The sequence below is a fragment of the Streptomyces sp. NBC_00178 genome, assembly GCF_036206005.1.
Taxonomy (GTDB): Bacteria; Actinomycetota; Actinomycetes; order Streptomycetales; family Streptomycetaceae; genus Streptomyces.
In genome coordinates this window covers 6,760,232-6,786,782 of record NZ_CP108143.1, presented here as the reverse complement: position 1 = coordinate 6,786,782, position 26,551 = coordinate 6,760,232, and the positions used below count along the sequence as shown (strand labels likewise).

Annotated in this window: 22 protein-coding genes and 2 pseudogenes; 14 read left to right on the top strand and 10 right to left on the bottom strand. The window is 73.7% G+C overall.

From position 1 onward, the window contains the following. Positions 1-36 precede the first annotated feature (36 nt). Positions 37-855 (bottom strand): FadR/GntR family transcriptional regulator, encoded by an 819-nt coding sequence (locus OHT61_RS29740; protein ID WP_329042426.1) that lies wholly within the window; start codon positions 853-855, stop codon positions 37-39. A gap of 191 nt (positions 856-1,046) precedes the next feature. Then, positions 1,047-1,589: a hypothetical protein gene (locus OHT61_RS29735; protein WP_329042425.1), complete on the bottom strand. Its 543-nt coding sequence runs from the start codon at positions 1,587-1,589 to the stop codon at positions 1,047-1,049. 227 nt (positions 1,590-1,816) lie between these two features. Here OHT61_RS29735 and OHT61_RS29730 point away from each other — a divergent pair, with 227 nt between their 5' ends. After that, positions 1,817-3,184 carry a cell filamentation protein Fic gene (locus OHT61_RS29730; protein WP_329043433.1) on the top strand — a complete coding sequence of 456 codons (1,368 nt, stop codon included), beginning with the start codon at positions 1,817-1,819 and terminating at the stop codon, positions 3,182-3,184. 36 nt (positions 3,185-3,220) lie between these two features. Here the strand turns inward: OHT61_RS29730 and OHT61_RS29725 are convergent, their stop codons facing one another. From OHT61_RS29725 to OHT61_RS29705, 5 genes and pseudogenes are all read right to left on the bottom strand, one after another. Continuing rightward, on the bottom strand, positions 3,221-3,937 hold the full coding sequence (locus OHT61_RS29725; RefSeq protein ID WP_329042424.1) for a DUF2470 domain-containing protein: 717 nt from the start codon (positions 3,935-3,937) through the stop codon (positions 3,221-3,223). Between the two features lie 29 nt (positions 3,938-3,966). Next, entirely contained in the window at positions 3,967-5,211 is a 1,245-nt protein-coding gene (locus tag OHT61_RS29720; protein WP_329042422.1) for a type III PLP-dependent enzyme, read from the bottom strand. Positions 5,212-5,271: 60 nt separating this feature from the next. Then, positions 5,272-7,134, bottom strand: a complete 1,863-nt coding sequence (locus OHT61_RS29715; protein ID WP_329042421.1) for an IucA/IucC family protein — start codon at positions 7,132-7,134, stop codon at positions 5,272-5,274. A 6-nt stretch (positions 7,135-7,140) separates the two neighbouring features. Continuing rightward, positions 7,141-8,915 (bottom strand): annotated as a pseudogene (locus OHT61_RS29710) (IucA/IucC family protein). A 78-nt stretch (positions 8,916-8,993) separates the two neighbouring features. Beyond that, a complete protein-coding gene (locus tag OHT61_RS29705; RefSeq protein WP_329042420.1) occupies positions 8,994-10,196 on the bottom strand; it encodes an ATP-grasp domain-containing protein in 1,203 nt (400 codons plus the stop codon). A 211-nt stretch (positions 10,197-10,407) separates the two neighbouring features. On the opposite strand from OHT61_RS29705, the gene OHT61_RS29700 reads away from it, so the two are divergent. From OHT61_RS29700 to OHT61_RS29660, 9 genes are all read left to right on the top strand, one after another. Next, the gene (locus OHT61_RS29700) at positions 10,408-11,280 is read left to right on the top strand and encodes a (2Fe-2S)-binding protein (protein WP_329042418.1); all 873 of its coding nucleotides are present in this window, start codon (positions 10,408-10,410) and stop codon (positions 11,278-11,280) included. Between the two features lie 141 nt (positions 11,281-11,421). Then, the gene (yhfZ, locus tag OHT61_RS29695; protein ID WP_329042417.1) at positions 11,422-12,360 is read left to right on the top strand and encodes a GntR family transcriptional regulator YhfZ; all 939 of its coding nucleotides are present in this window, start codon (positions 11,422-11,424) and stop codon (positions 12,358-12,360) included. Between the two features lie 87 nt (positions 12,361-12,447). Next, entirely contained in the window at positions 12,448-12,834 is a 387-nt protein-coding gene (locus OHT61_RS29690) for a transcriptional antiterminator (protein WP_329042416.1), read from the top strand. A gap of 75 nt (positions 12,835-12,909) precedes the next feature. After that, a complete protein-coding gene (locus tag OHT61_RS29685) occupies positions 12,910-13,266 on the top strand; it encodes a DUF2620 domain-containing protein (RefSeq protein ID WP_329042415.1) in 357 nt (118 codons plus the stop codon). Between the two features lie 43 nt (positions 13,267-13,309). Next, positions 13,310-14,647 carry a YhfT family protein gene (locus tag OHT61_RS29680; protein WP_329042413.1) on the top strand — a complete coding sequence of 446 codons (1,338 nt, stop codon included), beginning with the start codon at positions 13,310-13,312 and terminating at the stop codon, positions 14,645-14,647. A gap of 52 nt (positions 14,648-14,699) precedes the next feature. Then, entirely contained in the window at positions 14,700-15,647 is a 948-nt protein-coding gene (locus tag OHT61_RS29675; protein WP_329042412.1) for a phosphotriesterase family protein, read from the top strand. Position 15,648: 1 nt separating this feature from the next. Beyond that, positions 15,649-16,764, top strand: coding sequence for an aminotransferase class V-fold PLP-dependent enzyme (locus tag OHT61_RS29670; RefSeq protein ID WP_329042410.1), 1,116 nt, complete (start codon positions 15,649-15,651; stop codon positions 16,762-16,764). Between the two features lie 2 nt (positions 16,765-16,766). Further along, positions 16,767-17,930, top strand: a complete 1,164-nt coding sequence (locus tag OHT61_RS29665) for an alanine racemase (RefSeq protein WP_329042409.1) — start codon at positions 16,767-16,769, stop codon at positions 17,928-17,930. A 10-nt stretch (positions 17,931-17,940) separates the two neighbouring features. Next, complete coding sequence (locus tag OHT61_RS29660) at positions 17,941-19,182, top strand: phosphopentomutase (protein WP_329042408.1); 1,242 nt, start codon at positions 17,941-17,943, stop codon at positions 19,180-19,182. Between the two features lie 34 nt (positions 19,183-19,216). Here the strand turns inward: OHT61_RS29660 and OHT61_RS29655 are convergent. Beyond that, positions 19,217-20,494 (bottom strand): annotated as a pseudogene (locus tag OHT61_RS29655) (alpha-L-fucosidase); the annotation flags it as partial. Positions 20,495-20,617: 123 nt separating this feature from the next. Between OHT61_RS29655 and OHT61_RS29650 the strand changes: the two are divergent. Continuing rightward, complete coding sequence (locus tag OHT61_RS29650; protein WP_329042407.1) at positions 20,618-21,406, top strand: helix-turn-helix transcriptional regulator; 789 nt, start codon at positions 20,618-20,620, stop codon at positions 21,404-21,406. A gap of 154 nt (positions 21,407-21,560) precedes the next feature. Beyond that, positions 21,561-22,427 carry a SigB/SigF/SigG family RNA polymerase sigma factor gene (locus OHT61_RS29645; RefSeq protein ID WP_443049579.1) on the top strand — a complete coding sequence of 289 codons (867 nt, stop codon included), beginning with the start codon at positions 21,561-21,563 and terminating at the stop codon, positions 22,425-22,427. A 104-nt stretch (positions 22,428-22,531) separates the two neighbouring features. Here the strand turns inward: OHT61_RS29645 and OHT61_RS29640 are convergent, their stop codons facing one another. Both OHT61_RS29640 and OHT61_RS29635 read right to left on the bottom strand, forming a co-directional pair. After that, on the bottom strand, positions 22,532-23,326 hold the full coding sequence (locus tag OHT61_RS29640; protein WP_329042405.1) for an integrase: 795 nt from the start codon (positions 23,324-23,326) through the stop codon (positions 22,532-22,534). A gap of 123 nt (positions 23,327-23,449) precedes the next feature. After that, complete coding sequence (locus OHT61_RS29635; protein ID WP_329042404.1) at positions 23,450-24,487, bottom strand: MerR family transcriptional regulator; 1,038 nt, start codon at positions 24,485-24,487, stop codon at positions 23,450-23,452. 318 nt (positions 24,488-24,805) lie between these two features. On the opposite strand from OHT61_RS29635, the gene OHT61_RS29630 reads away from it, so the two are divergent. Together OHT61_RS29630 and OHT61_RS29625 are read left to right on the top strand one after the other, a co-directional pair. Next, positions 24,806-25,651 carry a DUF4397 domain-containing protein gene (locus OHT61_RS29630; RefSeq protein ID WP_329042403.1) on the top strand — a complete coding sequence of 282 codons (846 nt, stop codon included), beginning with the start codon at positions 24,806-24,808 and terminating at the stop codon, positions 25,649-25,651. 528 nt (positions 25,652-26,179) lie between these two features. Then, a complete protein-coding gene (locus OHT61_RS29625; RefSeq protein ID WP_329042401.1) occupies positions 26,180-26,530 on the top strand; it encodes a hypothetical protein in 351 nt (116 codons plus the stop codon). Positions 26,531-26,551: the final 21 nt, after the last annotated feature.

The following is a 26,551-nucleotide window of genomic DNA, read 5'->3' as shown; positions in this document are numbered from 1 at the left end:
CGCGCCGCACGACCGCCGTTCCGGGAACGCTGCGGGCTATTCGCCCGCCCTGGCGCCGCCGTAACGGCTGCCGCCGGTCTCGTCCAGCAGCGCCTCGATGTGGTTGCGCGCCATGACGTCGACCTGGACGTCGAGGTCCTTCCCGTACGTCCGCAGCCCGAGCATGAGGTGCTCCCGCATGCGTGTGCAGGCCAGCTCCGTGTCGCGGGCCTCGATCGCCTCGAAGATCTCGGGGTGATGCGGCACTCCGGGCTCGCCGATCGACGGATCGGAGTTGGAGCGGAGCATCATCTCGAACATCATCCCGCTGATGGACGAGAGCATGATCCTCAGGACCGGGTTCCCGCTCGCCTCCGCGATCGCGTCGTGGAACGCCATGTCGGCCCTGGCCTTCACGACCACGTCGCTCGCCGACGCCAGGGCGTCCCGCGCGGACCTCATGGCCTGGATGTCCTCGTCCGTGGCGCGCTCGGTCGCCAGGCGGACCGTCTCGACCTCCAGCGGCAGCCGCGCCTCGATCAGTTGGCGGACGGTCGGCCGGCCGGCCCTGTACAGCGCGTCGTAGCCCCTGGCCTGCCCCGGGCTCTGCTCGCGCACGAACGACCCGCGTCCCGGCGCGACCTCGATCAGGTGCTGCGCCTCCAGTCGCCTCAGCACCTCACGGACGACGTTCCTGCTGGCGCCGAACTGTCCGGCGAGCTCGCGCTCCGAGGGCAGCTTCGTCCCCACGGGGATGTCACCGGAGCGGATGTCGTGCTCGAGTTCCCGCGCGATCCGTTCCGTCAGGAGCCCGCGCTGGGCGGGGGCGGCCGGGCGGCCCGACCGCGCGGAGGGTGATGAGGCGGACGGCTGCATCCCCGCAGCGTACAGCCTGGTCCGAAGCGGTACGCGGCCGATCCGGACCGTCCTCGCGGGCACGGGGCCACCTGGCTCCGGGGGCGGCGAGGACGTGGTGCGGACGTGCTGGTGCAGGTGCTCCACGGTGTCGCGCCCGCAGACCGCGCGGCGCGTCGAGACGGGCCGCCTCCCGGGCGGGCGCCGCCCCGTCAGTGCCCGGCGGAAGCCTTGACGAGGGCGACCGCCACACCGATCGCCGCGTCGAGCAGCCCCGCCAGCAACGCCAACAGCACGCCGCCGCCCAGGCGCAGCCCGCCCGCGCACCCCCACGCGAAGAGCGACACGACGCCGATGCCGGCGGCGGTCAGCAGGGCGGCGGACAAGGACAGCGCGTCGAGGGCCGCGAGCCCGATCATGACCGCGGGGCCCACCGCACAGGAGAGCAGGGGGCTGCTGACGTAGAGCATCCTGCGGAGTTCACGGCCCGTGGCGAGGTGGCGGTGCACGGTGCGGTGCGCCTGCTGGTCGGCGACGAGGGCCGCGAGCCACAGCCCGAACGCCGTGGTCAGAACCGTGGCGAACGCCCCCGTGGCACCGGCGTCGCTGAACGACAGCCCCACGACCACGGCGATCATCGTGATCGTCGCGTAGATGCGCTCCTTCAGCCGGTCCGCGAGCACGCTCGCGTCCGGCCCGGACGGCTGCGCCGCGCGTGGGTCCTCCTGGTCCTCCGGCACCTGACCCCTCGTCATGTCGCTTCGTGGTCGCGCGGGCCCCCGGGGACGCCCCGCCCCGACACCGGCCCGGCGACACCGGCCCGGTCACCAGCATGCACGCCCCGTCGCACGCTTCCCCGGACCACGCGGCGCTTCGCGGCGTGGCGGCTCACGGAGGAGGAACCGGGGATGCGGGACCGGGCTGGAGGTCGCGGCCGAATCCGCTTGCACGGAACCCTCCGGCACCGCAGGCTGACGCGGTGATGTCCCAACTGGCCCCCTACGCGCTCGACTGGCACGAGGTGGATCCGGCCCTCCACCCCTTCGACAGCTCATCGGTGGAAGAGGTGGTGCACGTACTCGGCCCGGCCGGGCGCGTTCCCGTACGCCCTCGTGTCCCTTTCGCCGACGCGGTGATGACGGCCTGGACCCGGGACAAGGCCCAGCCCTGGGCCGACGCCATGTCCCGGGCACTCGTCCTGCACTACGGCCGCTGGGTGGCGGGGTGGCGCTGGTCGAACGACGAAGGCGACGTCGGTGGGGGGCCGGTCTCGCACTGGTGCTGCCCGCGGGACTCCGTCAGCACCCCGGACGAGACGCTGGACCGTGTCGTCGCGGCCGTGACCGAGTGGCGCGACTGGCTGGAGAGTCTCGCGGGGCGGTTCGAGGCGTATCCCCTGGTCCTGGCCGACGTCGAGGACCAGCGGATCCTGTGGGAGTGCGCCGCCCGAAACCTCATCATCCAGGTCACCGACCGCACCGGCTGCGGCAGCGGCTGGTACGGACACTGCCGTCAGGTGCTGACCTGGTTCCTCACCCACTGGGGTGTCGCACCCGATGTCGCTGGGGAACTGGTCGACAAGGCGATCGGAGGACGATTCCTGAGCTGGACCGGCCCTGACACGGCGTTGGTCACGGACGTCGCGGAGCGGCTCTCCCTGTCTCTGCGGTCCGATGACGGCGAGCGGCCGACCGCGCGCCGGCCGGACCATCTGCGGGAGTGGCTCACGGTGCGTGGCACCGTGCCGTGGCCGGCGGCACCGGACACCCGCACGGACGGCCCCGCCCCTCCGTCCCGGGACGGCGCAGCCGAGGACATACGGACCTTCGACGCCGCCGTGGACCCCGCGCGCGCGGACGGCATGCTCGCGGCGCTGGCCCTGGTGCGGGCCGACGCGGCGAGGGGCGCCACCCTCGACTTCGAGCTCCTTCGCGCCTGGCAGCGACGCGTGCTCGCCACACCCGAGCCGCCCCCGTTCCGCACCCTTCCCGCTTTCGCCAAGGGGGGCCGGGAGCGGTACGGCATCGACGCCGGCACCCGGGACCGTCTGGACGCCTGTCTCGCCGGGAGCACGGCGGACGGCGGACGTCCACTTCCCTTGGCCGCCCGCGCGGCGCGGGCCTTCCTCGACGTCTGCTTCTTCCATCCCTTCGACGACGGAAACGCCCGGGCCGCGTTCCTCACGCTCGTCTTCGTACTCGCGCGCGAGGGCGCGGCAGTCGAGTCGGTGCGCCTGTTCCGGGCCTTCACGTTCCGGGCCGATGACCCACAGGACGCCGTGTATCTGGCAGGTGTGCTGGACCGCCAGCTGCCGGAGAGCCGGCGCACGTCCGCCCCGGCCGGCGCCTGAGGGTGCCGCGCCACAGGACCGGCAGCCACACCCCGGTCACAGGTGGGTGGCGCCGCCCCTGCGGTGCCGAGCCCGGAGGAGCAGGGCCTCCACCTGCACCCCGACCTCCGAGGCGTCGCGGACCGGGACCGGGAAGAGCAGGCGCGCGTCGCGGTGCCCCTGGGCGTACTCGTAGCGGAGGGTGAAGCCGTAGCGGTCCAGGGCGTAGGGGCGCACGTCGACCACCCCTCTGCGGACCTCGGGGGCGGCCAGCCGGGCGAGCCGGGTGACGACGTCGTGGTGGTCGTCGTCCAGGTGGCCGAGCATGGCCGCCTCCTCCAGGGCGAGCGCGTCCGGGCCGGCGGCGAACACCTCGTCGGGGTGCACGTGGTCCACCCGGCCGTTCCGCCGGATGCCGGCCCGCGCGAGGTCCAGGGTCAGGATCATGACGTTGTCCTGCCGGGTGCCGGAGGGGGTGAGTTCGCCCGACAGCATGACCCGGGCACGGATCCGGTCACAGGCCCGGACGGGCGAGACGTCCGTGAACTCGGCCAGCGCGCCCAGCTTCCCGTGCGGTGCGCACACCATCTCCACGGCGAGTGGGGTGTCGTCGGGCACGCGGAGCACGAGCCGCCTGTCGTCGACCACGTGCATGGCGACGAGGTCGTAGGACGCGCCGGCGGTGGTCAGGCCGAGCGAGGTGGCGGCCGCGACGACGGAGCGGATCCGCTCGGCGTGCGAGAGCTCCGCGGTACGGGCAGGGGCGACGGTCATGTCATCTCCTCAGGTAAGGCTTACCTAAGTTAGCACTCCGGAGGTGCTTCCGTCCCCGCCGCGCCGAGGAAGCGGAAGACCGGCGGCGGGTGCATCAGGAAGTCACGGTGGGAGATGTTCCAGGCGTACGCCCCCGCGAGGGCGAAGGCCACCCGGTCCCCCGCCCGCAGCCCGCGCGCCGTCAGGCCCCGGGAAAGCACGTCCTTCGGCGTACAGAGCTGCCCGGCGACCGTCACGCGATCGCCCGTCGCCACCGGGCGGGGCCACGGGTGGGGCCAGGTGCCGACCGGCACCACCTCGGCGGGCTGGTCGTGCCCCTTCGCCGCGGGCGTCCGGAAGTGGTGCGTGCCGCCGCGGACCACCGCGACGTCCTCGCCGTGGCTGCGCTTCACGTCCAGCACCTCGGTCACGTACCACCCGCAGTACGCCGTGAGGGCCCGTCCGGGCTCGACGCGCAGGCGTGTCCCCGGGTGGAGGCGGGCCAGGGCGCCCAGCCCCGCACCGTAGGCGGCCCAGTCGAACCGCTCGGCGGGCCGGGTGTAGTCCACGGCCATGCCGCCTCCCACCGTGACCTCGTCCAGCCGCACTCCGTGTCCGCGGAACAGTTCGCGAGCCGCGTCGACGACGGCCCCGGCCACGCGCAGCAGCGCGTCCGCGGGCAGGCCACTGGCGAGGTGCGCGTGCACACCCACGGGTTCGATCGCCGTGCGGTCCGTTCCGGTGAGCAGGCGCAGGGCCTCCGCCGCGTCACCCGGCGCCATGCCGAAGGGCGCGGGACGGCCGCCCATCGTGAGGGCGCTGCCCGCCAGCACCCCGTCGGGCACGGGCGGATCGATGCGCAGCAGCACCCGGACCGGCCTCCGGCCCGGCATGTGGCCCTTGGCGGCGAGGGCCATGAGCATCCGCACCTCGTGCAGGCTTTCGGCGTGCACCCGCTCCACTCCGGCGTCCAGGGCGGCCGCGAGTTCAGCGGGGGTCTTGCCGGGCCCGGAGAACGCCAGCGGCCGTCCCGGCACGGTGGCCCGGACATGGGCGAGTTCGCCGCCCGAGGACACCTCGAAGCCGTCGGTCCACGGGGTGAGGGCGGTGAGGACCTGAGGTGCGGGGTTGGCCTTCGCCGCGTAGTACAGCTCCACCGCCGGCGGGAGGGCTTCCCGCACGGCGGCCGCATGAGCGCGGAGCGACCGCAGATCGTGTACGTAACAGGGGAGTTCGCCGGGCGCGAGCCTCAGCACCTCGGCCCGCACGGCCTCGGTGAGCAGGGAAGGGGGCACCGGTGGTCCATTCGTCGAAGGGCCCGCCCGCGGGTGTACGGGAGGGGATGGCGGGGCGGGTCAGTGGGAGCGGGGCCGGCCGGCCGGGCTCGGGGCGAACGGGGAGCTCAGGCGGACGTACCCGGCGTCGCGGTCCGCCGAGCGGCTCCACCGGGTGAGCAGGTTGGCCTTGGCGGGCAGCGGCGCCCCGGCGAGCAGCCGGCGCAGTTCCGCCGGTCCGCCCAGGGCGTCGGCGCTCCGCGTCAGGGTGGCGCGCACCTGCTGCCAGAGGGCGGGTTCGGCCGCGGGATGGAGGTCGGCCACGGCGGCGAGGATCTCCGCGAGGTGGTTCACGAACAGGCAGTAGGCGACCCTGTCCCAGCCGCGTTCCTGGTCGTAGGTCAGCGGGCCGGCGACCTCGCGCGGGAGCGCGTCGAGTGCGGAGGCGTGGTGCGAGGCCAGGAGTTTGGTGCCTTCGAGGTCGCGGAACAGCACCCGCGCGGGGACACCGGCACCGTCCACGCACACCACGACGTTCTGCAGGTGGGGTTCGAGGACCACACCGTGCCGGAAGAACGCGGTCAGGACCGGCGGCATCAGCAGCTCCGTGTAGCGGCGCCACCAGCGTGCGGCCTCGCCCGGTCCCGCCCCCGCGAGCAGTTCGGAGACCCTTCCCGGGCCGAGTGGGTACTCGTCGGCCATCGCGGCGGCCAGCAGCGGGGTCGTGCCCGCGGGGGTGTGGCGGCCGAGGCCCTCCCTGACGATGACGCCGAGGCCTTCGAGCAGCGCGCGGTCGGGAGGCCCGCCGGCTCCGGGCAGGGCCAGGGACCGGTAGGCGGGCTCCCGGAGCACGCCGGCCGAGGGATGGCGTACGGACAGATCGGCGAGCACGGGTTCGAGCAGCCGGGTCAGGGCGACGGCGCCGGTGAGTTCGTAATGGGCGTTCTTGCGCACGCAGTTGGTGATGCGCACGTCCAGGCTGAACTTCAGGAAGACGTGCCCGTCGTGGACCGTGCGCACGGATGCGGTGGGCACCACCCGGCTCCCCGCCGTGCCCAGGTCGAGCACGTCCCCGCGGGCGAGGGCGTCCCGCAGAAGGGGGTGCTCCCCGAGCAGCCGGTACTGCCAGGGGTGCGCGGGCAGCAGCCGGTAGCCGGGCGGCGCGTCCCCGGCCCGGTCGAGGGGGGCCGATCCCCCGGCCTCGGCGCTCTCCTCGGCGACGAGCCCCTCGCGGACGGCGAGCAGCCGCAGCGGGAAGCGGGCTCCTTCCTCGGGGGCGTAGGCGGTCCAGGTGTCCGGGTCGGCGCCGTGCGCCTTGGGGGTGGGGTGGTGGCGATGGCCGAGCAGCAGTGACTGCTCGGACGCCAGATACGCGGCGAGCGACGCCTCCGGCAGGTCCCCGCCGCCGGAGTGACCGCGCGCCCGGTCAGGAGGTGGTCCGGGCCGCGCCGTCGCCTGTGCGCAGGCCCCGGGGAGGAGCACTCCGGGGTGGCGCCCGTCGGCTTCCGGGGCCGCGGGCGCGCCCGCGGCACGGGCCGCTCTGCGGGCGAGGGCGCTGGAGACGGCGCGGTGGCCGGCTGCCACCTGGCCCAGGAACTCGTCGTTCTCCACACCGGTGCGCAGGGTGAGTTCGGCATGCACCAGTTCGGCGAGCCGCTGCCAGCCGATCGTCTCCCACACCTGGCCGGCCGGTCCGCCGGCGGCGCTGACGGGGCCGGTGAAGCGGTGGGCGCCCAGCAGCGAGCGGCGGCGCACGCCGACGCCCAGCAGGAGGCCCTGGTGCGGAAGGCGCACGACCAGCCGCTCACCGTCGAGGGTGCGGTCCTCCGCCGCGGTCGCCTCGCGCAGCAGGCAGTTGAGGATGGTGTGCCCGACGGCTTCGTCGGCGTCCGGCGGGTGCGCGAGTACGGGGGCAGGGGTGCGGTCCGTGGTGGTGCTGGGCATCGGGGTTCATGCCTTCCGCAAGAGGTAGTTGGGGCCGGTGGTGTAGTGCTTGTTGATGTCGGTGGCGCCGGACCGGCCTTGGTCAGCAGAGTGCCGGCGGTGACCATGGCCTTCACGGGCAGTTCGGGCGCGTCGAGCACCCGGGCGCGGAGCACGGCCGCCGCCCCGGGCCTGGTCCGGGCCGTCCGGTCGATGGCCTCGGCGAGCCGGTCGCGTACGAGTCGCAGCATCCTGTCCAGGGGCGCCGCGCCCTGTGCCGCGAGCCCGAAGGCCAGGGAGCCCGCGCAGAGGTGGACGGTGATGGCGGTGAACAGGTCGGCCACCGGCCCGTCCTCGCCCACGCAGATCCGCCGGTCGGCGAAGCCGAGCCCTTCGGCGGTCGGTTCCGGGACTCCCCACGCCTCCGCCAGCCGCCGGGTGTTGACGCGTGGGCCGTCGTTGTCCTTCAGGAGCAGGCGGGGGCCGTCCGTGCCACCGCCCATGACGAGGGAGAGGTTCTGCTGGTGGGACTCAAGGGCGATGCCGTGCCCGAACAGCGTCGTCTGCCAGTCCAGCAGGAGTGTCAGGACGGCGTCCGCGAGGGCCACTTGGTCGCCGCCGTGGAAGCGGTCGGCGAGATGCCCGCCGACCGTGCGGCCGTCGGGGGCGAGAGCCCCCAGCGCGGCGAGCGGGAGGACGGTCGCGTCGTCGAGTCCGGCAGGCTGGGTGCGCCGCAGCATCGCCAGGAGTTCGTGACCGGCGTGGGCGTAGCGGCTTTCGTCGGCGAGCAGGACACGCCCGGCGAACCGGGGCTCGCGGCACAGGACACCTTCGAGGAGGCGCTGCCCGGCCGCGCCGTCGAGCAGCGAGGCGGGGGTGACCGTACGCCGGTTGAGCAGGCCCAGGGTCGCGGTGGCGAGCGGCAGTTTGAGATGGGTCTCCGGATGGCCGGTGAGTGCGACGGTGCGCATGGACAGGGTCGGGACGACGTCGAGCGCGGGTCGTCCGGCGAGGAGCGCGTGCGGGGTCAGACCGGTCGCGTCGAGGGCGTCGCGGAGGGGCCCGGCGGCGGTGAGCGGGTGGACGGGGAGCAGGACGTGGCCCACGTGGTGGCGTGCGGGCAGTCCGAGTTCCGCCGGCGTGGGCCAGAGGTCGTACGGGCGTGAACCGGCCGTGCCGTGCGGGGTCTTCGCGATCGGGGCGGCGGGACCCCGGTGCTCGCCGGGCACCGCGTCCTCGGCGGACGTGACGCGCGCGGCCGGCAGGGAGATCCACCGGAGGCGGAAGGAAGGGTGGAATTCGGGTGCGTAGGCGCGGATCTCGCGCTCGCCGATCCCTTTGCGGCCCCGCGGCACGGGGTGCACGGGATGGTCGGTCCTCGCGGCGACGGTGTCGAGGGCGAGGGTCCCGGAGTGCCCGCTCCAGTGGGCGGGCAGAGCCCCGTGGACGGCGGTCAGCCGGGCCCGGACCGTGTCCTCGGTGGCGGCGTGCAGTTCACGTGCCTCCAGATCGCTGCGGCACTCCTCGGCGAAGGCCGCGTACCCGGGCGCGTCCTCGGGGGCGGCGAGCCGGGACAGGGCGGCGAGCACGTCGTCGGTCGTGGTCAGGTCGGCTCCGTCGGGTTCCGTACGGAGGAGGGGCAGCCGGGCCGCCCAGACGCCCTGGTAGCCGTCGGCGCGCACGGGAAGGAGAAGCGCGTGGCCGGGGCCGGCGGGAAGCCGCAGCCACGGACCGTCGGTGCGGTCGAGGACCACGCTGCGACTGCGCAGCCCTGCGACGTCTTCGCGCAGCAGGGCCCCCAGGACGCGGAGGAGCTGGCGGGCGGCGGGCGCCGGCTCCCGGAGACGGGCGGCCGTCGCGCGGGCCGGTCTGAGGGGTGTTCACGGGGTGATCTCCCACCGCTGGGCGGCGAGGAACGTGTCGGCCGCGCGGTCCACCGCGTCCTGGTCCGGGCCGATGGTGCGCAGGATGCCGAGGTAGTCGCGGTTGGTGCGGTGCAGCGGGTGGCGTTCGCCGGTCGCGCGCAGGGGGCGGTAGGCGAGCCGCACGCCGCCCTCCGTCCGGTCGGCGGGCCCGGGAGCCGAGGTCAGCACCCCCGCACGGCCGGCACACGGGGAGTCGACGCGGGCGGCCCTGTCCGTGCGGGCCCCCAGGTTCCCGGGAAGCCGGTCCCCGAGGTGGGTGGTGAGGATGAGCTCGAACAGCGGAATGTCCAGCAGTTCGGCCAGGAGGAGGTCGCAGTGGTCCCCGATGGCGCGGTAGTTCACCTCTATGACGCGCGCCCGGCCCTCGTGGACCACGAACTCCGTGTGGCAGGCGCCGAATCCCGCACCGAGCGCGTCGAGCACGTCGAGGATCTGCGTCCGCACGGGGTCGGGATGGGCGGGGACGTATGTCAGCCGCTCCTCGACGAAGTGGGGCGGCGGCGAGAGTCTGGTGCGGAAGCCGCCCAGGACGTGCAGGGTCCGGCCGTCACCCAGGGTCTCCATGGTGTACAGCTCCCCGGGCAGGAACTCCTCGACGACCAGCGCGTCGTCCGGGCGGCGTCCGCGGATGTCCGCGCACGCGCGCCGCAGCTCGGACGGGCTGTCCGCCCGCACGACGTCCTCGCTCGCGACGCCCTCACGCGGTTTCACGACACAGGGGTAGGTCACTCCCCCTGCTTCGGCGCACTCCTCCGGCGGCTGACCGGGCAGGATCTCGACGGCCAGGACACGGTCCACTCCCGCGGCCGCCAGGTGACGGCGCATCAGGGCCTTGTCCTTGGTGCGCAGGGCGGCCCGCCAGTCCTTCCCGGGCAGCCCGAAGAAGTCGGCCGCCAGGGCGGCCTGCGTCTGGAGGTGGTCGCTGTTGGTGAAGACCGCGGCGGGTCCGCCCCGACGGGAGATGTGGGTGATCACCGCGCGGTGGTCGCGTACGTCGCAGCGGGCCACCTCGACGTCCGGCCCGAGAGCGGCGGCCGGTCCGTAAGCCTCGGGCCGGTCGGTGAGGAGGGTCACGGACAGGCCGAGCCGCGCAGCGGCCGGAAGGAAGCCACCGACGACCGAGTCGGTCGGATTGAGGGCGAGCACGTACGTCTGCATGAGCGGTCACTTCCGGCGCTGGTCCGACGCGAGTTGAGGAGGAGCTTAGGTTAGGCATCCCTAATTCCACCAACCGCGCGACACGGCCCGCGCGCGGGTTCGACCACCGCCTGACGGATAGTAAGGTGAGCCTCCCCTTAGCCACTTGGGCCGGACCGGACTTGTCCGCCGACGGACCAGGCCGCGCCCGCGCACCACCCCAGGAGTCCCCGTGACCCTCGCCCCGGCACCGGCACCCCTCCGGACCGCCGTGAGCTCCGCAGCACTCCTCGCCTCGACGTACCGGCGCCTCGACGCCGCGTGCCCGTCGCTGGACGTGGAGGTGGCGGGCCCCGGCACCCCCGCAGGGCAGAACTGGGTGGACATCGCCGAACTGGCGGGCAGGCCGGGCCTCCTGGAGGACTTCCTGAGGGAGGAGGAGGCCCGCATCATGGACCAGCACGACCACCGGGCCCGGCCGGACGTGGTCGCCTCCCGGCTTCTGCACAACTGCCTCTGGTCGGTGTGCCTGCTGCTGAGCGGGCCGTGGTACCTGGCCGGCCGGGTACCGCTGACGCGGCCGAAGGACGTGCGGATCGGCCGGCGGGAGGACCGCTACCAGGTGGTGCCCGGCGCCTTCGCCTGCCTGCCGGGCGACCCGGCGGAAGGGCTGCCCGGCGTACGGGCGGTGTCCGGCGAGGCGGCACTCGGCGAGGTGCTGCGCACGGCCGTCGCCGACCTGGTCCGTCCCCTGTGCGCGGCACTGGCCCCCCGGGTGCGCCGTGGCCCCCGGGCCCTGTGGGGCATGGTCGAGGACGACCTCGTCTCGGGCATCTGGTACGTGGGCCGCATGCTGGGGGAGGAGGGGAAGGCGGTGGCCGCGGCCGGAAGGCTGCTGCCGGGCCCCGTCGCCCCCTTCCCGGCCGGCGCCGGCTTCCGGTGGCTCACCGACGCCGCGGGCACCCCGCACCCGACCCGGGACCGCGCGGGCTGTTGCCTCTACTACACGATCCGCCCCGAGGACGCGTGCACGACCTGCCCCCGCACCCGCGACGCCGAGCGCCTGCGCCGCATCGAGGCGGAGCGGACGGCCCCCGCCGGGTGACAGGACCCGGGGCCGGGCGGACCGCCCGCCGGGCGACGCCGGCCCGGCAGTTCGGACCGCTACGGACACCCCGCCTCCCCGTGCCGGCGGAGTCCGATCCGATCCTTGTCAGTATCCAGAATCCTGTTTACTGTGTGGTCCGTGAACGACTTCGACGCCCGCTTCCTCTCGCGCAACGGCCTCGCCGCCCGGCAGCTCGCGGTCCTGCTCCTGCATCACGAGCCGGACACCCGCCTGCCCCGCGTGCGCGACTTCGCGGAGGAACTGGGCTGCGGAAACGGCACCGTCCAGGCGGCCCTCCAGCTGCTGGAGGAGTCCGGCGCGATCTCGACGACCGCGCGCGGCCACCTCGGCACCTTCCTGGCCCACTCCGACCGTACGGTCCTGTGGCGGCTCTCGGGCCTGGGCACCCTGCTCGCGGCCATGCCCCTGCCCTACTCCCGCCGCTACGAGGGCCTGGCCACGGGGCTGCGCGGCGCCTTCGAGGAGGCGGGCGCCCCGTTCGCGGTCACGTTCATGCGCGGGGCCGGGGCCCGGACCGCCGCGCTGCTGGAAGGCAAGGTGGACCTGGTGGTCCTCTCGCGCTTCGCCGCCGACCAGCTGATCGGCCGGCACCCCGTGGAACTGATGGCCGACCTCGGACCCGCCACCTACGTCGGCGCTCACGGCATGCTCGTACGCCACGGCGTCGACCTGGACGCACCCGGACTAAGGGTGGCCGTCGACCACACCTCGGAGGACCTGCGGATGCTCGTGGAGCGCGCCTTCGCCGGCCGGGAGGACATCGAGTGGCGGGAGGCCTCCTACATGCAGCTGCACGACCTCTTCGCCCGCGACGAGGTGGACGCGACCGTCTGGAACCTGGACGAGGCGCAGCACCGGATCGGCCCGGGTGTCGAGGTGCGGCCACTCGGAGACGAGGTCACGCGGGAGCTGGCGCTGCGCAATTCCAGCGCGGCCATCATCTGCCGGACCGACGGCGCGAAGGCGCTCGCCACGATCCGCGACACGCTCGATCTGTCCCTGGTGACCAGGCTGCAGAGCGACGTGCTGAAGGGTGATCGCATCCCCTCGTACTGAGGGCCGGCCGCGACGACCGCGGTGCGGTGGTCGCGGCCGAAACGAGAATACAGAATCCTGGTTTCTGTCGATTTTAGGAGGATCATCATGGACGACCAGCTCGCCCTGCGGATCCGGCTCTTCCGCGAAGGCGGACAGGTCCCACCCGAGGTGGTCGACTTCGTCGCCGCCGAACTGTCCTCGCTGGAGGACGAGGGGCACGTCGTCACCGAGGCGTCGGCCGGCATGCTGACCAGCCATCTGATGATGGCGCTCGGACGTCTCCTCGGCGGGGAGCCGATCGAGCAGTTCCTCACCGACGACCAGGTCGCCTCCGAGCTGGCCGGACACCCCGGGGCCGTCGCGCGCGCCCGTGCCGTGTCGGCCCGCGCCGAACGGGACCTGGGCGCGGCGCTGCCCGAATCCGAGGTCAACTTCCTCGGCATGCACCTGGCGGTACTCGGCGGCCGGTCCGGCTCCGTACCCGCCGACTGAGCGGACACGCGGGCCACCGAGCCCGCAGCCGCGCCCGCAACGAGACGAAGAGACCGAATCGAGAGAAGGACAGCCATGACGAAGATCCTCACCGGAGGCGTCGGCAAGGTCGAGGTCACCAAGACCATCAGCGGCCTCGGCATCGACTCGCTCGATGTCGTCCAGTCGAGCGACATGGACGCCGCGATGAAGCTCAGGGCCGGCCAGGCCGACTACTTCCTCGGTACCTGCCACACGGGGGCCGGAGCCTCCCTCGGTGTGCTCGTCGGCCTCATGGGCAGCGCCGCCTGCCACACCTTCGGGCGGAGCGTGCCGACCGAGGAGGAGGTCGGCGCCCTGCTGGCGGACGGCAAGAAGGTCTTCGGCTTCTCGATGGACCAGATCGACGTCATCGCCCCGCTCCTGGCCCGCGCCATCGCCGCCCGCGGCTGACCGCCGCCCCTCCCCCATCTTCCCGGGCTCCAAGGAGTGACTCGTGAGCACCACACTCGCCGCCGGCGCCGGCCTCGACTTCACACTGGCCCAGCAGCTGACCGTCATAGCCCTCTGTGCGCTGACCGCCTTCATCTCGCACATGGCCCTGGCCGTCTTCAACGACGGGGTGCGTCCCTTCCTGCTGGACTTCGTCCAGGGCCGCACCACCCGCAGTGCGACGACGGCCGTGTCCTTCGGGCTCTCCGCCGGATTCATCTTCGGGCTCGGCGCCCCGATGGCGCTCTCCACCGGTGTGCTGAACCCGTGGCTGGTCTTCCTGCCCACGGACATCCTCGGCATGCTGGCACCGAGGAAGTGGATCGCCCCGATCCTCGGCGCCGCGTGGGGAGCGGTGGTGGTCTTCGGGCTGAACGGCGCGAACGACGCCGCTCATGACCTTCCGGTCGACTTCCTGACGGCGATGCAGCAGATGTCGACGCCGATCCTCTTCCTGTTCACGCTGTTCCCGGTGCTCGCCATCACGAAGCAGTTCGGACGCAGGTGGGGCGGCATCGCGGGAGCCCTCGAAGTCGCCCTCGTCGTCACGACCATGAAGCTGTGGCCGAACATGTTCGCCGGAGCGCTGGCCATGGCGGCCGGCGTGCTGCTGCTGATCGGGCTGGCCGTCTCCAAGGACCTCCGGCAGCGACGTGCCGACCGGGAGGCGGGCACCACCGAACCCGTCCTCGCGGACGACGACCCGATGATGTCGCTGTTCAGCGCGAGCGCGGCCCGTCTGCGCAGGTTCCTGCCGCTGTTCATGGTGCTCGGGGCCGGGGTGTGCGTGCTCGCCCAGATGCACATATTCGGCGGCGGCGAGGCGACGAGTTTCCTGATCGCCAAGGGGCACTACTCCGAGGCCGCCCAGGTCGACTTCTACCGGGTGTTCGGCTTCATCCCGCTGATCGCCACGACCGCCCTGGCCTCCGGCGCGTACGGCATCGCCGGATTCACGCTGGTGTACCCGATCGGCTACCTGATGCCGAGCCCGTGGCTCGCCGCGATCGTCGGCGCGCTCGTCTTCGCCGCCGAGGTGCTGGCCCTCACCTGGATCGGCAAGGTCCTCGGCAGGCTTCCGAGTGTCCGGGACTCCTCGGAGCACCTGCGCAGCGCCATCGGGGACACCCTGCAGCTCGCGATCCTCTTCGGGTCGCTGATGGCCGCGAACGCCATGGGCGGCGGGCTCGGCATCCTCCTGGTGGGCGGGCTCTACCTGCTGAACGAATCCATGGGCCGGCCGGTCGTGAGGATGGCGGCGGCTCCCGCGGCCGTCATCATCGGCGGCGTCCTGCTGAACGTCCTGTACTGGCTCGACCTGTTCACACCGGTCAAGGGCTGAGCCGCCCCGCGACCGGAGCCCGGGCCGTACGCGAAAGAGAGATCCCCCCACGATGAACCGCCCCGCAGCGCCCACCCTGCGCACCGTCACCGGAGAACTGCCGCCCGGCTCCGTGCGCGGCCCCGTCCTCGCCCACGAGCACCTCGTCCTCGACCTCGACCACCGGGGCGACGGCGCGGCCGTCCTCGACGCGCAGCACCACTCCCCGGCCGTCACGGCCGAACTGTCCGCTCTCCGGGAGGAGTTCGGCCTCTCCCTCGTCATCGAACTGACCTGCCGCGGGATGGGCCGCGATGTCGGCACCCTGCGGAGGATCGCGGAGGAGGCCCAGGTCGCGGTGGTCGCCGCGACCGGCTGGTACTACGAGCCGTTCCACACTCCCGAGATCGACGGGCACGACGTGGACGCGCTCGCCGGGATGCTCGTCCGCGAGATCGAGGACGGGATCGGCCCGGCCGGCGTCCGGCCCGGTGTCCTGGGCGAGATCGGCAGCCACGGTGACGTCCCGACGGCCCCCGAGGCCAAGGTGCTCCGGGCCGCGGCGAGGGCGGCGCGGGCCACCGGGCTCTCCGTCGCGACGCACGCGCAGCTCGGCCGGGGCGGCCTGGCCCAGCTGGAACTGCTCACCGGTGAGGGCCTGCCCGCCCATCGCGTCGGCATCGGCCACCAGGACCTGCTGGACGAACCGGAGGTCCACCGGGAGCTTGCCGCGAGCGGGGCGTACGTCGCCTTCGACACCGTGGGCAAGTCGTCCTACGGCAGCGACCGGACCCGGCTGCGGCTGCTGCTGGCCCTGCTGGAGGCGGGTCACGCCGACCGGGTGCTCCTCAGCTGCGACATCTCCCGGCACGGATACCTCCGGGACGAGGGCGGTCAGGGCTACGGGCACCTGTTCCGGACCTTCCTCCCGCAGCTCAGGGCGGCGGGCGCAGACGACGACCTGGTGGATCTGCTGACCCGCCGCAACCCCCTGCGTTTCCTGACCGGCGAGGAGCACTGAGATGGACCCGGCACTTCCCCCGACGTTCCCCCTGGCGACGGTCCCCCTCGAGGACGCCGTCGCGACACAGTTCCGGCTGATCGAGGCCACGGCCGCCCACTTCGAGGGCCATGAACTCTTCGCGGCCGACGCCGGAGTGGTCCCCGGGCTGGGCCGCCCCCGCAGCACCGCCCGCGTCGAGGCCGTACTCGCCGACTTCTTCGGCGCCGAGGACGCGGCCTTCGTCCAGGGCGCCGGCACGGGGGCGATCCGGGCGGCCCTCAACGCGGCGGTCCGGGCGGGTGATCCGCTGCTCATCCACAGGGCGCCGGTCTACCGCACGACCGAGGTGACGCTCGGGGGCATCGGCGTACGCACCGTCGAGGCGGACTTCAACGACCCCCAGGAGCTCCGCGAGGCCCTGTCGTCGGGGATCTTCCGCTGGGCCTACATCCAGCACACCCGGCAGCGGCTCGCCGACTCCTACGAGCCGGCCGAGGTGATCGCCGCCTGCCGGGAGGCCGGGGTCCGCACGATCGTCGACGACAACTACGCCGTCATGCGCACCCCCGCGGCCGGGGTGGAACTGGGCGCCGACGCCTCGTGCTTCTCCCTCTTCAAGCTGCACGGGCCGGAGGGGGTCGGACTCGTCGTCGGGGCGGCCGACCTGATCGCGGACGTGCGCCGCGACAACTACTCCGGAGGGGGTCAGGTCCAGGGCCACCAGGCGCTCGACGCCCTGCGTGCCCTCACCCACGTACCGGTCATGTGGTCGGTGCAGTCCCGTGTGGGCGCCGAAGTGGCGAAGCGCCTGGCGGCGGGCGAGGTGGACGGCGTGGCAGAGGTGCGCATCGCCAACGCCCAGGACCGCTGCCTGCTCGTCAGGCTCGACCGTCCCGTCGCCCGCGAGCTGCCGGCCGTGGCGGCCCGGTTCGGAGCGGCCCCCTACCCCGTCGGCTCCAACTCCCGCTACGAGATCGCCCCCCTCTTCTACCGCATGTCCAGCTCGGCCCTCGATGACTCCCCCGAGCTCGCCGACTGGACCGTGCGCATCAACCCGATGCGGGCGGGCGCCGACCTCGTCATCGGCATCCTGCGCGACTCGCTCGCCGCACTGGCCGCCCCGGAGGTCGACTGACCGTGTTCCTCGACACCCTCCTCACCCGCAATCCGGGGCTCGTCGACGCCGCGGCCGCCCTCCACCGGGACGGCGAGATCCCGCCGGACACCTACGTGATGGACCTGGACGCCGTCGAGGCGAACGCGGCGCTGCTGGCGGCCGAGGCCGAACGCCTCGGCATCGGGCTCTGGTTCGTCGTCAAGCAGCTCGGCCGCAACCCGGAACTGATCCGCGCCGTCGCCCGCCACATCCCGCGCTCCGCCGCCATCGACGCCGCCGAGGCCCGCCTCCTGCACGCCGCCGGCGCGCTGCCCGGAAACGTCGGCCACCTCGTCCAGGTCCCCCGGCGCGCACTGCCCGAGGTGCTGGCCTGGCGCCCCGAGGCCGTGACGGTCTTCGATCTGGCCAACGCCCGGGCCGTGTCGGACACCGCCCGGGAACTGGGCTTCGTCCAGGACGTCCTGATCCGGGTCGAGGGCGCGGGCGGCACGGTCTATCCCGGCCAGGAGGGGGGTGTGCCGCTCGACCGGCTGGACGGGTTCGCCGCCGCCGCCGAGGCGCTGGACGGCATCCGTATCGCCGGGCTCACCGGCTTCCCCTGCGTCCTGTGCGATCCGGCGACGGGCGTGCCGGCCGCCACGGCGACCTTCGACCAGGTGCTGAAGGCCCGTGACCTCCTGGCCTCGCGCGGTCACCGCAGCCTGAAGATCAGCGCCCCCAGCGCGACCTCGATGGCCTCACTGCCGCTGCTGGCCCGACTCGGTGCCACCCACGGCGAACCGGGTCACGCCCTCACCGGCACGACCCCGCTGCACGCCCTCGACCCGGCGCAGCCCGAGAAGCCGGCCTACGTGTACGTCACCGAGGTCGCCCACACGCTGGCGGACGGCCGTCCGGCGGTGTACGGCGGCGGCTTCTACGCCCGTTCGCATATCCGCGGCGCTCATCTGCCGCGTACCGGCACACGCCTGGGCGTGCAGGGGGCGCCCGCCGAGAACATCGACTACTACCGGCTGCTCGACGCACCCGCCGACGGGGCGGACGTACGTGTCGGGGACACCGCGCTGCTGGCCTTCCGCACCCAGATCTTCGTCACGCGTTCGACCGTCGCCGTGGTCTCCGGACTCTCGTCCGGCACCCCCCGGCTGAACGGCCTGTACGACGCCCAGGGCCGAGCCCTGTAAGGAGCACCTCATGGCCAAGACCGTCATCGTCGTCGTCGACGGATTCGGCGTCGGCGCCATGCCCGACGCGGGCACCCTGCGCCCCGGGGACCTCGCCGCCGACACCTGCGGACACGTGCTCGACCACGCGCGCACCGCGCTGGGCCGGCCGTTGCGGCTGCCGGTGCTCGGGGCGCTGGGGCTCGGTCTGGTCCACCCGCATCCGGACCTGGCGCGCCGCACCCACCTGCCGGTGGCCGCGGGCCGGGCCGCACTCGGCTACCCCGGGGCCGACACCTTCGCGGGCCACCAGACCATGATGGGCGCCGACTTCAGCAGGGTGACGGTGGCGCGGCTCGCCGACCACATCGACGAGGTGACCGAGGCTCTCACGGCGGCGGGGCACCGCGCCGAGCGGCTGGACGGACGGCCGCTGCTCGTCGTCGACGGCACGGTCCTGGTGCACGACAACCTGGAGGCCGACCCGGGGATCAACTGGAACGCCTCCGGCCGCCTCGACGACCTCGCCTTCGACGGGCCCGGCGGCATCCTCGCGATCGCGCGCACCGTGCGGGCCGTGGCTCCCGTCGCCCGGGTCATCGCGGTCGGCGGACACGCGGACGGTCCGCTCCCCTCGTACGTCCGCCCGGGAGACGGGGAGACGGTGGGCCTGGACACCCCAGCGACGGGGTTCTACCGCAACCCGGGCCTCCAGGTACGGCATCTGGGCGCACCCCTCGACCACACCCGCCAGCTGCCCGAACTGGCCGCGCGCGCGGGCATCCCGGTGACCCTGGCCGGGAAGGCGGCCGACATCCTGGTGTGCGGTCCGGCACGGCGCCACCCGGCGGTGGACACGGCCGACGTACTGGCGCACACGCTGGACGCCGTGCGCGCGGGGGGCGACGCGCTCGTCGTCGCCAACGTCCAGGAGACGGACCTCGCGGGACACCAGCAGGACACCGGGCGCTACGGGCGTCTGCTGGAACAGGTGGACGCCGGGCTCGCGGCGCTCGTCGCACTGCTCGCCGGGCCGGGCGACCGGCTGATCGTGACCGGCGACCACGGCAACGACCCGGCGATCGGCCACTCCCACCACACCCGGGAGTACGTCCCCGTGCTCATCCACCGCCCGGGGGCGGACGGGGTCGAACTGCTGCCGGACGCGGACAGTCTGGCGGACGTCGGCGCGACGGCCGCCGTGTCGCTGGGCCTGGACCCCGGCGGCCTGGCAGGGGGGCGCCCGCTCCGCACCGGCCGGCGCGCGGCCTGAGAGGGCCCCGCCCGTCCGGGCTGCGCACTGCCGTCTACATGCGACCCTTGCCCCGGTACACGTCGAGGTCCGCGCCGAGTTCGACGGCCAGCACCGTCGCGTGCGGATCCACCTGACTGCCGGTGGGCGCGTCGATCCAGAGCACTCCGGGGACATGCCCGAGTCCTCCCGTCACCCGGTGCGCGAGCACGTCACCGGTGCCCAGCACCGTCACGCGCTTCACCGGCGTGCTCAGCCCGCGCACCGAGACGGTCTCGTGCGGGGTTCCGAAGCAGACCAGGTACAGGGTCCTGCCGTCCGCGGACAGGGTGCTCGGTCCGTAGTGGTGACCCGGCGGCAGGCCCGCCGCCGTCCCGTGGACCGCCTCGGCGTGCCGGGTGATCCACGTCCCGAGGCCGAGCAGCCGGTCGGCCTGCGCCTGCGGGATCGTGCCGTCCTCCCTGGGGCCGACGGCCAGCAGCAGGTTGCCCCCCATCCCGATCGTCTCCGTGAAGTAACGGATCAGCTGGCCCACCGACTTGTGGTTGTCGTCGGCGTGCTGGTGGCCCCAGGAGTCGTTGACGGTCAGGCACAGTTCCCACGGCCCTTCCGGGGCCTCGACGGGCAGGCCCTGTTCCGGTGTCGCGTAGTCGCCGTGACCGGTCAGCCGTGCGTTGAGGACGGTCTGCGGCAACAGGGAGACGACGTCCCGCGCGAGCGCGTCCATCTGCCACTGCTCCTCGGTGCGCTCCCACTCGCCGTCGAACCAGAGCAGGTCGGGGCGGAAGAGTTCGGCGACCTCACGGACCTGGGCGGCGCGGAAACCGAGGTACCGGGACCAGCGCTCCGGGTCCTCCCGGCCCTCCGGTGGTGTGCTGAAGCGGGAGTCGTTGACGGGCACCTCCAGCGGCGCGGGGTGCCGGACCGTGGCGTAATCGGGGTGGGACCAGTCGGAGTGGGAGAAGTAGAGGCCCACTTTGAGCCCGCGTTCGCGGAGCGCGTCCGCGTACCCGGCGACGAGGTCCCGGCCCGCGGGGGTGCGCCGCACCACCGAGAGGTCCGAGTGGCGGGTGTCGTAGAGCGCCACCCCGTCGTGGTGCTTGGCCGTGAGCACGGCGTATCCGGCGCCGGCGCGCGCGAAGAGTCCGGCCCACGCGTGCGGGTCGTACCGGGAGGCCGTGAACCCGTCCAGCTGGTTCATGTACTGCTCGTGGGTGACCGTCCCGTCGTAGAAGGACCAGGATTCGGCCACCCCGTCCACGGCGTAGATCCCCCAGTGCACGAAGATCCCCAGCCTGGCTTCCTCGAACCACTTCTGCATGGCCATCTGGTACGTCCCCTCCGCCCGGCGCCGGCTGACGTCGTGCGTCCGCTTGTTCCGCCCCGCCGCTCACGCTAGGAGTCGGGGGCCGTTCGACGCGTGGGTCTCCGTCACCACTGCTGGTAAATTCTCACCGTGCCGTCGATCCACCTGGCCCAGCCGCCCGAGGTCGCCGCGGTAGGGGTCGGCGTGCACGGCACGGCCTCCGCGCGCGACGTGTTCCGTCTGCCCGGCCTGTGGCAGCTCCATCTGTACGGATACACGGGCCGGTTGACCGTGGACGGTGAGGTCCACGCCATCAGGCCGGGTCACGTGAGTCTCGTACCGCCGGACACGACCGTCGAGTTCCGCTATCTCGGGCGTTCGGAGCACCTCTTCGCCCATCTGTCGCTCCCGGGGGCGGGAAAGCCCAGGCGGGTGCCGGTGATGCAGGACGCGGGCCCTCACGCCACCGCGTTGTCGGAGCTCCTGCGCCGGGCGGCGGCGGCCGTGGCCGCCGCCGAGCCCGCCCAGGCGTCGGCCGAGATCTGGGCGGCGTTGTGGCGGGTGGCCCGGCTGCCACCGGTCGTGCCCCGCGTCGTCCCCCATCCCGCGGTCACGGGCGCGGTCGCCTACATAGAGACGCGGCTGGCGCAGCCGTTGACCGTCCCGGAGATCGCCCGGGCCGCCGGTGTCTCGCACAACCACCTCACCAGGCTCTTCAGGGCGGAGCGGGGCGACACGCTCGTCGCCTACATCAGGCGCCGCCGGCTCGAGCGAGCCGGTCATCTGCTCCGGGAGTCGACCCTCTCCATCCCGGCGGTCGCCGCTTCGGTGGGCATCCCGGACCTCCAGGCGTTCAACAAGGTGTGCCGCCGCGAACTCGGCGCGTCGCCACGGGCGGTGCGGGCGGGCTGGAGCGGGGGCGGCGCGGCGGCCGGCTGATCCCCCGGACAGCGGTCCCGGAGATGTCCCCGCCTCAGAAAGCGGCGGCGCAGGGGCTTTTGTCTCGATCGGGGTGTGAGCCGCATGGGCCCGGGTAGGCGAACCCTGCGCGTGCGGGTTCGCAGACGCTGCCGGCCGAAGGAGTACGACCATCATGTCGACATCCCTACAGGCACCGATGGCGAAGAGCGGTGCACCGACGGCGCTCCCGGAGATCCCCGATCCACGGAGGGTCGCGCCGAAGGACGCCCGCGCGCTGAACAGGCTGTTCTTCGACCGGCTGCAAGTCCTGGACGAGGGCACCGCGGAGTACCAGTACGCCCGCAACACCCTGATCGAGATGAACCTCTCCCTGGTCCAGTTCGCCGCCGGCCGCTACCGCAGTCGCGGCGACGGCCAGATGGAGGACATCCTGCAGGTGGGGACCATCGGCCTGATCAAGGCCATCGACCGGTTCGAGCTGGCCCGCGAAGTGGAGTTCACCTCCTTCGCCATTCCCTACATCGTCGGGGAGATCAAGCGCTTCTTCCGTGACACCACGTGGTCGGTCCACGTCCCCAGGCGGCTTCAGGAGCTGCGCGTCACGCTGGCCAAGGCCAAGGAGCACCTCGCCACCGCCCTCGACCGGGACGCCACGGTCGGCGAACTGGCGGAGCATCTCGCGATCAGCGAGGAGGAGGTCGTCGAGGGTCTCATCGCGTCGAACGGCTACACCGCCGGCTCGCTCGACCTCCCCGTCGACGGCGCCGAGCACGAGGGCCCCGGAGCAGCGGGCCGGACACAGAGCGACCTCACGGGCGACTGCGATCCCGGCATGGAACTGGTCGACAACCTCCAGAGCCTCGCTCCCCTGCTGGAGACGCTGGACGAGCGGGAGCGCGCGATCGTCGGCATGCGTTTCGGCCAGGAGATGACGCAGGCCGAGATCGGCGGACATCTGGGACTCTCGCAGATGCACGTCTCCCGGCTGCTGAGCCGTATCGTCGCGAAACTGCGCGAGGGCATGCTGACGGAGGACTGAGCACCGCTTCCCCCGCCCCGTCGGCAGCGCTTCGCCGTTGCGCAACCGGCGGCCCGGCCGGCGCGGGACACCGGGACACGGGACCGGGTGGCCCGCCGGGATGGTCAGGCCCCGCCGAGTCCGGTGCAGTACGCGACCGTCGCGTCGTCCGCGCGCACCGCGCGGCGTGCCTCCGCTTGCCGGACCCTGCGGACGATGTCCTGCGGGCCCCGCGACGCCAGGGTGGCGAGGACCTCCGGCCAGTCGGCGAGCCCGAACGGGTCGACGATCCGCGCCGCGCCGTTGCTGAGCAGGGCCACTCCGGTGACCTCGGAGAGCGGGCGGCTCCCCGTGACCGCCTCGTCCGCCGCGCGGGGATCGTCCTTGGCCACCCAGAACCCTCCCCGCCGGTTCCGGTTCGCGCGCATCTCACCGAGCACGCGGCGGTAGGCGTCGCCGCCTTCGGGGAGGGTCGCGAGCGCGGACCGGTACGGTCGGCAGACGGCCTCCTCCCGGGGGTCCGACACCACCGCCGGATCGCCACCCGGCACGTCGACGACGAGGAACGCGTCGCCCAGCACCAGGTGGTCGACGTATCCGGCGGCCGTGCGCACGACGGCCACGGCAGCCGAGGGAGCGGTGGGAGCGCCGACGTCGCAGGTGTCGCGGTGGGCGTCCGTGACCCGATCGACGGCTTCCGCGAGAAGTGCGGCGAGGCTGTGCTCGGGACCGCGGGACAGCAGGCCGAGGAGGCTGCCTCCCAGGAGTCCCGCGTACCAGGCCACGCCATGGCGGCAGACGGCCTCGGTCCCCGGGATCCCGGCGCCGTCGACCAGCACCGCCGCCCCAGGCACGGCGCCGGTGAAGTCCTCGTTCACACGCCCCGGCCGGGCCGCCTCGGACGTCATGCTCACCCGCACGCCTGACACCTCTCCTCGTGGGCCGGCTCGACGCTGGCGACGGGGCCGCGCCGATGTGACGCGACCACCGTATCCGCCCCACGCGGCATGTCCCGGCCCCACGGCGCCATCTGAGCCCGGCGCTCATCGGCGCACGACGTCCTCCACCACGGCGACGGCCTCCGCGAGACCGTGCGGGTGCGGCAGCCCCGGTACGGGCCGGCCCGCCCAGCCCGGCCCGAGGGTCAGGACCACGGGCTTCCTGCGGGCACCGCGCACGCCCCACTCCATGGCGGCCACGTGCTGCGCCAGGGGGCGGCTCGCCGTGCCGCGCGACTGGGACCACAGTCCGACCGCAGCGGGTCCGGTCCTGCGCACCGCGCTGACCAGCGACTCCACCGGCAGGGCGCCTCCGAACATCCGGACCGGGAGGCCGCGTTCGGCGAGGGCGGCGACCAGGACCTCCAGCGGCAGGGTGTGGTGCTCCCCCGGCACGCACGCCAGGACCGTGACGGCTCCGGAGCGCCCGGGGGCCGCGGGCGGGACGTGGCGTCGCAGCGCACCGGAGACGTGCCAGGACAGGAAGTGCTCGACCTCGACGTATCTCTCGCCGGAACCCTCCCACTTGCTGCCGGCCGCCTGCAGGGCCGGCATGATCACCTCCGACCAGGCGGTGACCAGGCCGTGTTCCTCGATCGCGGCGGCCATCAGGGCGTCCAGGGCGGCCGCGTCGAGGCGCAGCGCCGCGCGGGCGACGCCTCTGCACTCGCGCCGCACGTCCCCCAGCCGAAGCCCGCTGCCCGCCTTGCTGCGGCCTCGGTGCGGGGGTGTCGCCAGGGAGCCGGCCGCCGGGGCCGTGCCGCCCTCGCGCTCCGGCGACGGCGGCTGTGGCTGTGGCTGTGGCGATGTTTCTCCGCGCGCCTGGCGAGCGGCTTCCGCCGGGGGCACCCCGGTGGCCGCGAGGGCGCACATCCGCTCCAGCCGGGCCACGTCGGCGGCGGTCCAGCGGCGGTGCCTGCCGTCGCTGTGTCCGGGTGGCCCGAGGCCGTACCGGCGGTCCCACGAGCGGACGGTGGTGGGTGCCACTCCGAGCCGACGTGCCACTTCCCCGGTGGACAGACCACCGCCGTCCCGCGGTTCCCGAAGGTGACCGCGGTCCGTGCCGTTCGCGTGGCCGCTCACATCACCAGGATACGACGCACAAACGACGCATGTTGTCCGCGTCGTTTCGCCTCCCGAGACTGGGGAGTACGAGATGCCCGCCGCGCACCGGGGCGCGACCGGCCGGCTCCGCGGCACCGCGCGAGGCGCGACGACGCACGGCCGACGGGACCGCCGGGCCGGCACCTTCACACGGCAGCCGCCCTCGACTCCCGCCCCCCCCCCCCCCCCCCCCCCGAGCGGACGGCACGGCCAGCACCGGTGCGCGACGGCACCCGCGACCGACGCGGGACCGCGACTCCGCACCCGGCGGAGAGTCCGATCGAAGGAATGATCCCCATGACCACCCGGACCCCCCTCGCCATAGCCGCAGCGGCCATCGGCGCCGGAGCCCTGACCCTGGGCCTCACCGCGCCCGCCATGGCGTCCCCCGACACCCGGGCCGCGGACCAGGCCATGGTGTCCGTGTTCCACGGAGTGCCCGGCATGACCGTCGACGTCTACGCCAACGGCGACCGGCTGCTCGGTGACTTCAAGCCCGGCACCGTGACGAAACCGCAGGCGCTCGACCCGGGCACGTACGACATCCAGGTATTCCAGGCAGGTCAAGGCCCGGACGGCACACCTGCCATCGAGAAGAAGATCGAGGTGCCGGCGGACGCGAACGCGACCATCGCCGCGCACCTGTCCGCGGACGGCACACCCGAACTGACCGCGTTCGTCAACGACGTGTCGAAGGTGGACGACGGGAAGGCGCGGCTGACGGTGCGTCATGTCGCCGCGGCGCCCGCCGTCGACGTGCGGGCGGGCGGTCAGCCCGTCTTCAAGGGGCTGGTGAACCCTGACGAGATGACCACAGAGGTCGATGCGGGCAAGGTCAGCACCGACGTCACGCTCGCCGGGACCGACACCGTGGCCATCGGCCCTGCCGACCTGAACCTCAAGGCGGGTACCAGCAACGTCGTCTACGCCTGGGGCAGCGCCGACGCCAAGGACCTGGCGCTGAAGACCCAGACGTTCAGCACCGCGGATTCCACACCGGCCGCCGTGCACGGCGGTGGTGGCGGCGCCGCAGCAGCCGGCCCGAACTCCCCCGGCGACTGGCAGGCCTGGGCCGCTGCCGCCGGCGTGGTGACCCTGACCGGCGTCGTGGTGGCGCACAGGTACGCCGGACGGCGTGGCTGACGCGGCAGGATCCGGGGGCGTCCGCGTGACGTGGCACGCGGACGCCCCCGCCTGCGGGGAGCACCCGTGTCAGGACGCGGGTGCTCCCCGCAGGCCTTCACGGTCGTGACCGCTCGGGCCGGGGAGGGCTGCCACCGATCCCTTCCGTCACCGCTTGCCGCAGAACGCCGGCCGGGCGGCAACCTTCGCCGTGTGCCAGGTATCCACGGCGTACCGGGTACCGCGGAGAAGGGTGACCGCCGGGGGCGCAGGTCCGCCTCGCCGTCACGGACGCCGACGTCTGTTCGGAACTCCTGGCCGCCGCGCCGGGCGAGAACACGTCGGACGGAGTGGTCTGGTGGCCGGCCGCTTCCACCGAGGGGACCGTCAGCACCGGTTCGTGGTCGTACGGCGGGGGATCACTCGCCGCACCCGGCACGGACGCGCTTCGGCGCGTCGATCGACGAGTGAGGCACCTGGCGCACCGCTCGCACGTGCGGTACGCGTGGCCGCGCGGCGCCACCGGCCGGTACGGGGCAGCATGGCCTGATGGAACCCCCGACGCAGCCGGAACGGACGCCCGACGGCCGGTACATCGTGGTGAACGGCCGTCGATGGCGGGCGACGGATCCCGCGATTCCCGAGGACGTCGCCGCCGTCCTGCGCCGCCACCTCATGTCGGCCCGGCGGGCGGTGGGCGCGGCGCGCCGCGCGGGGGACGGGGCGGCCGAGGGAGCGGCCCGGAGCCGGGTGCACACGGCGAAGGTGGCACTCGGCGAACGCGGCACCCCGTGGTGGGACCAGTCCCCGGCACAGCGCCGCGAACGCTGGACGAGGGGCGCCGCCGAGCTGGACGCCGCCCGTGGGGAAGGCGGCCCCGAGAGGCACGCGGGGGAATGAACGCCTTCGTGGGGGGCGCGG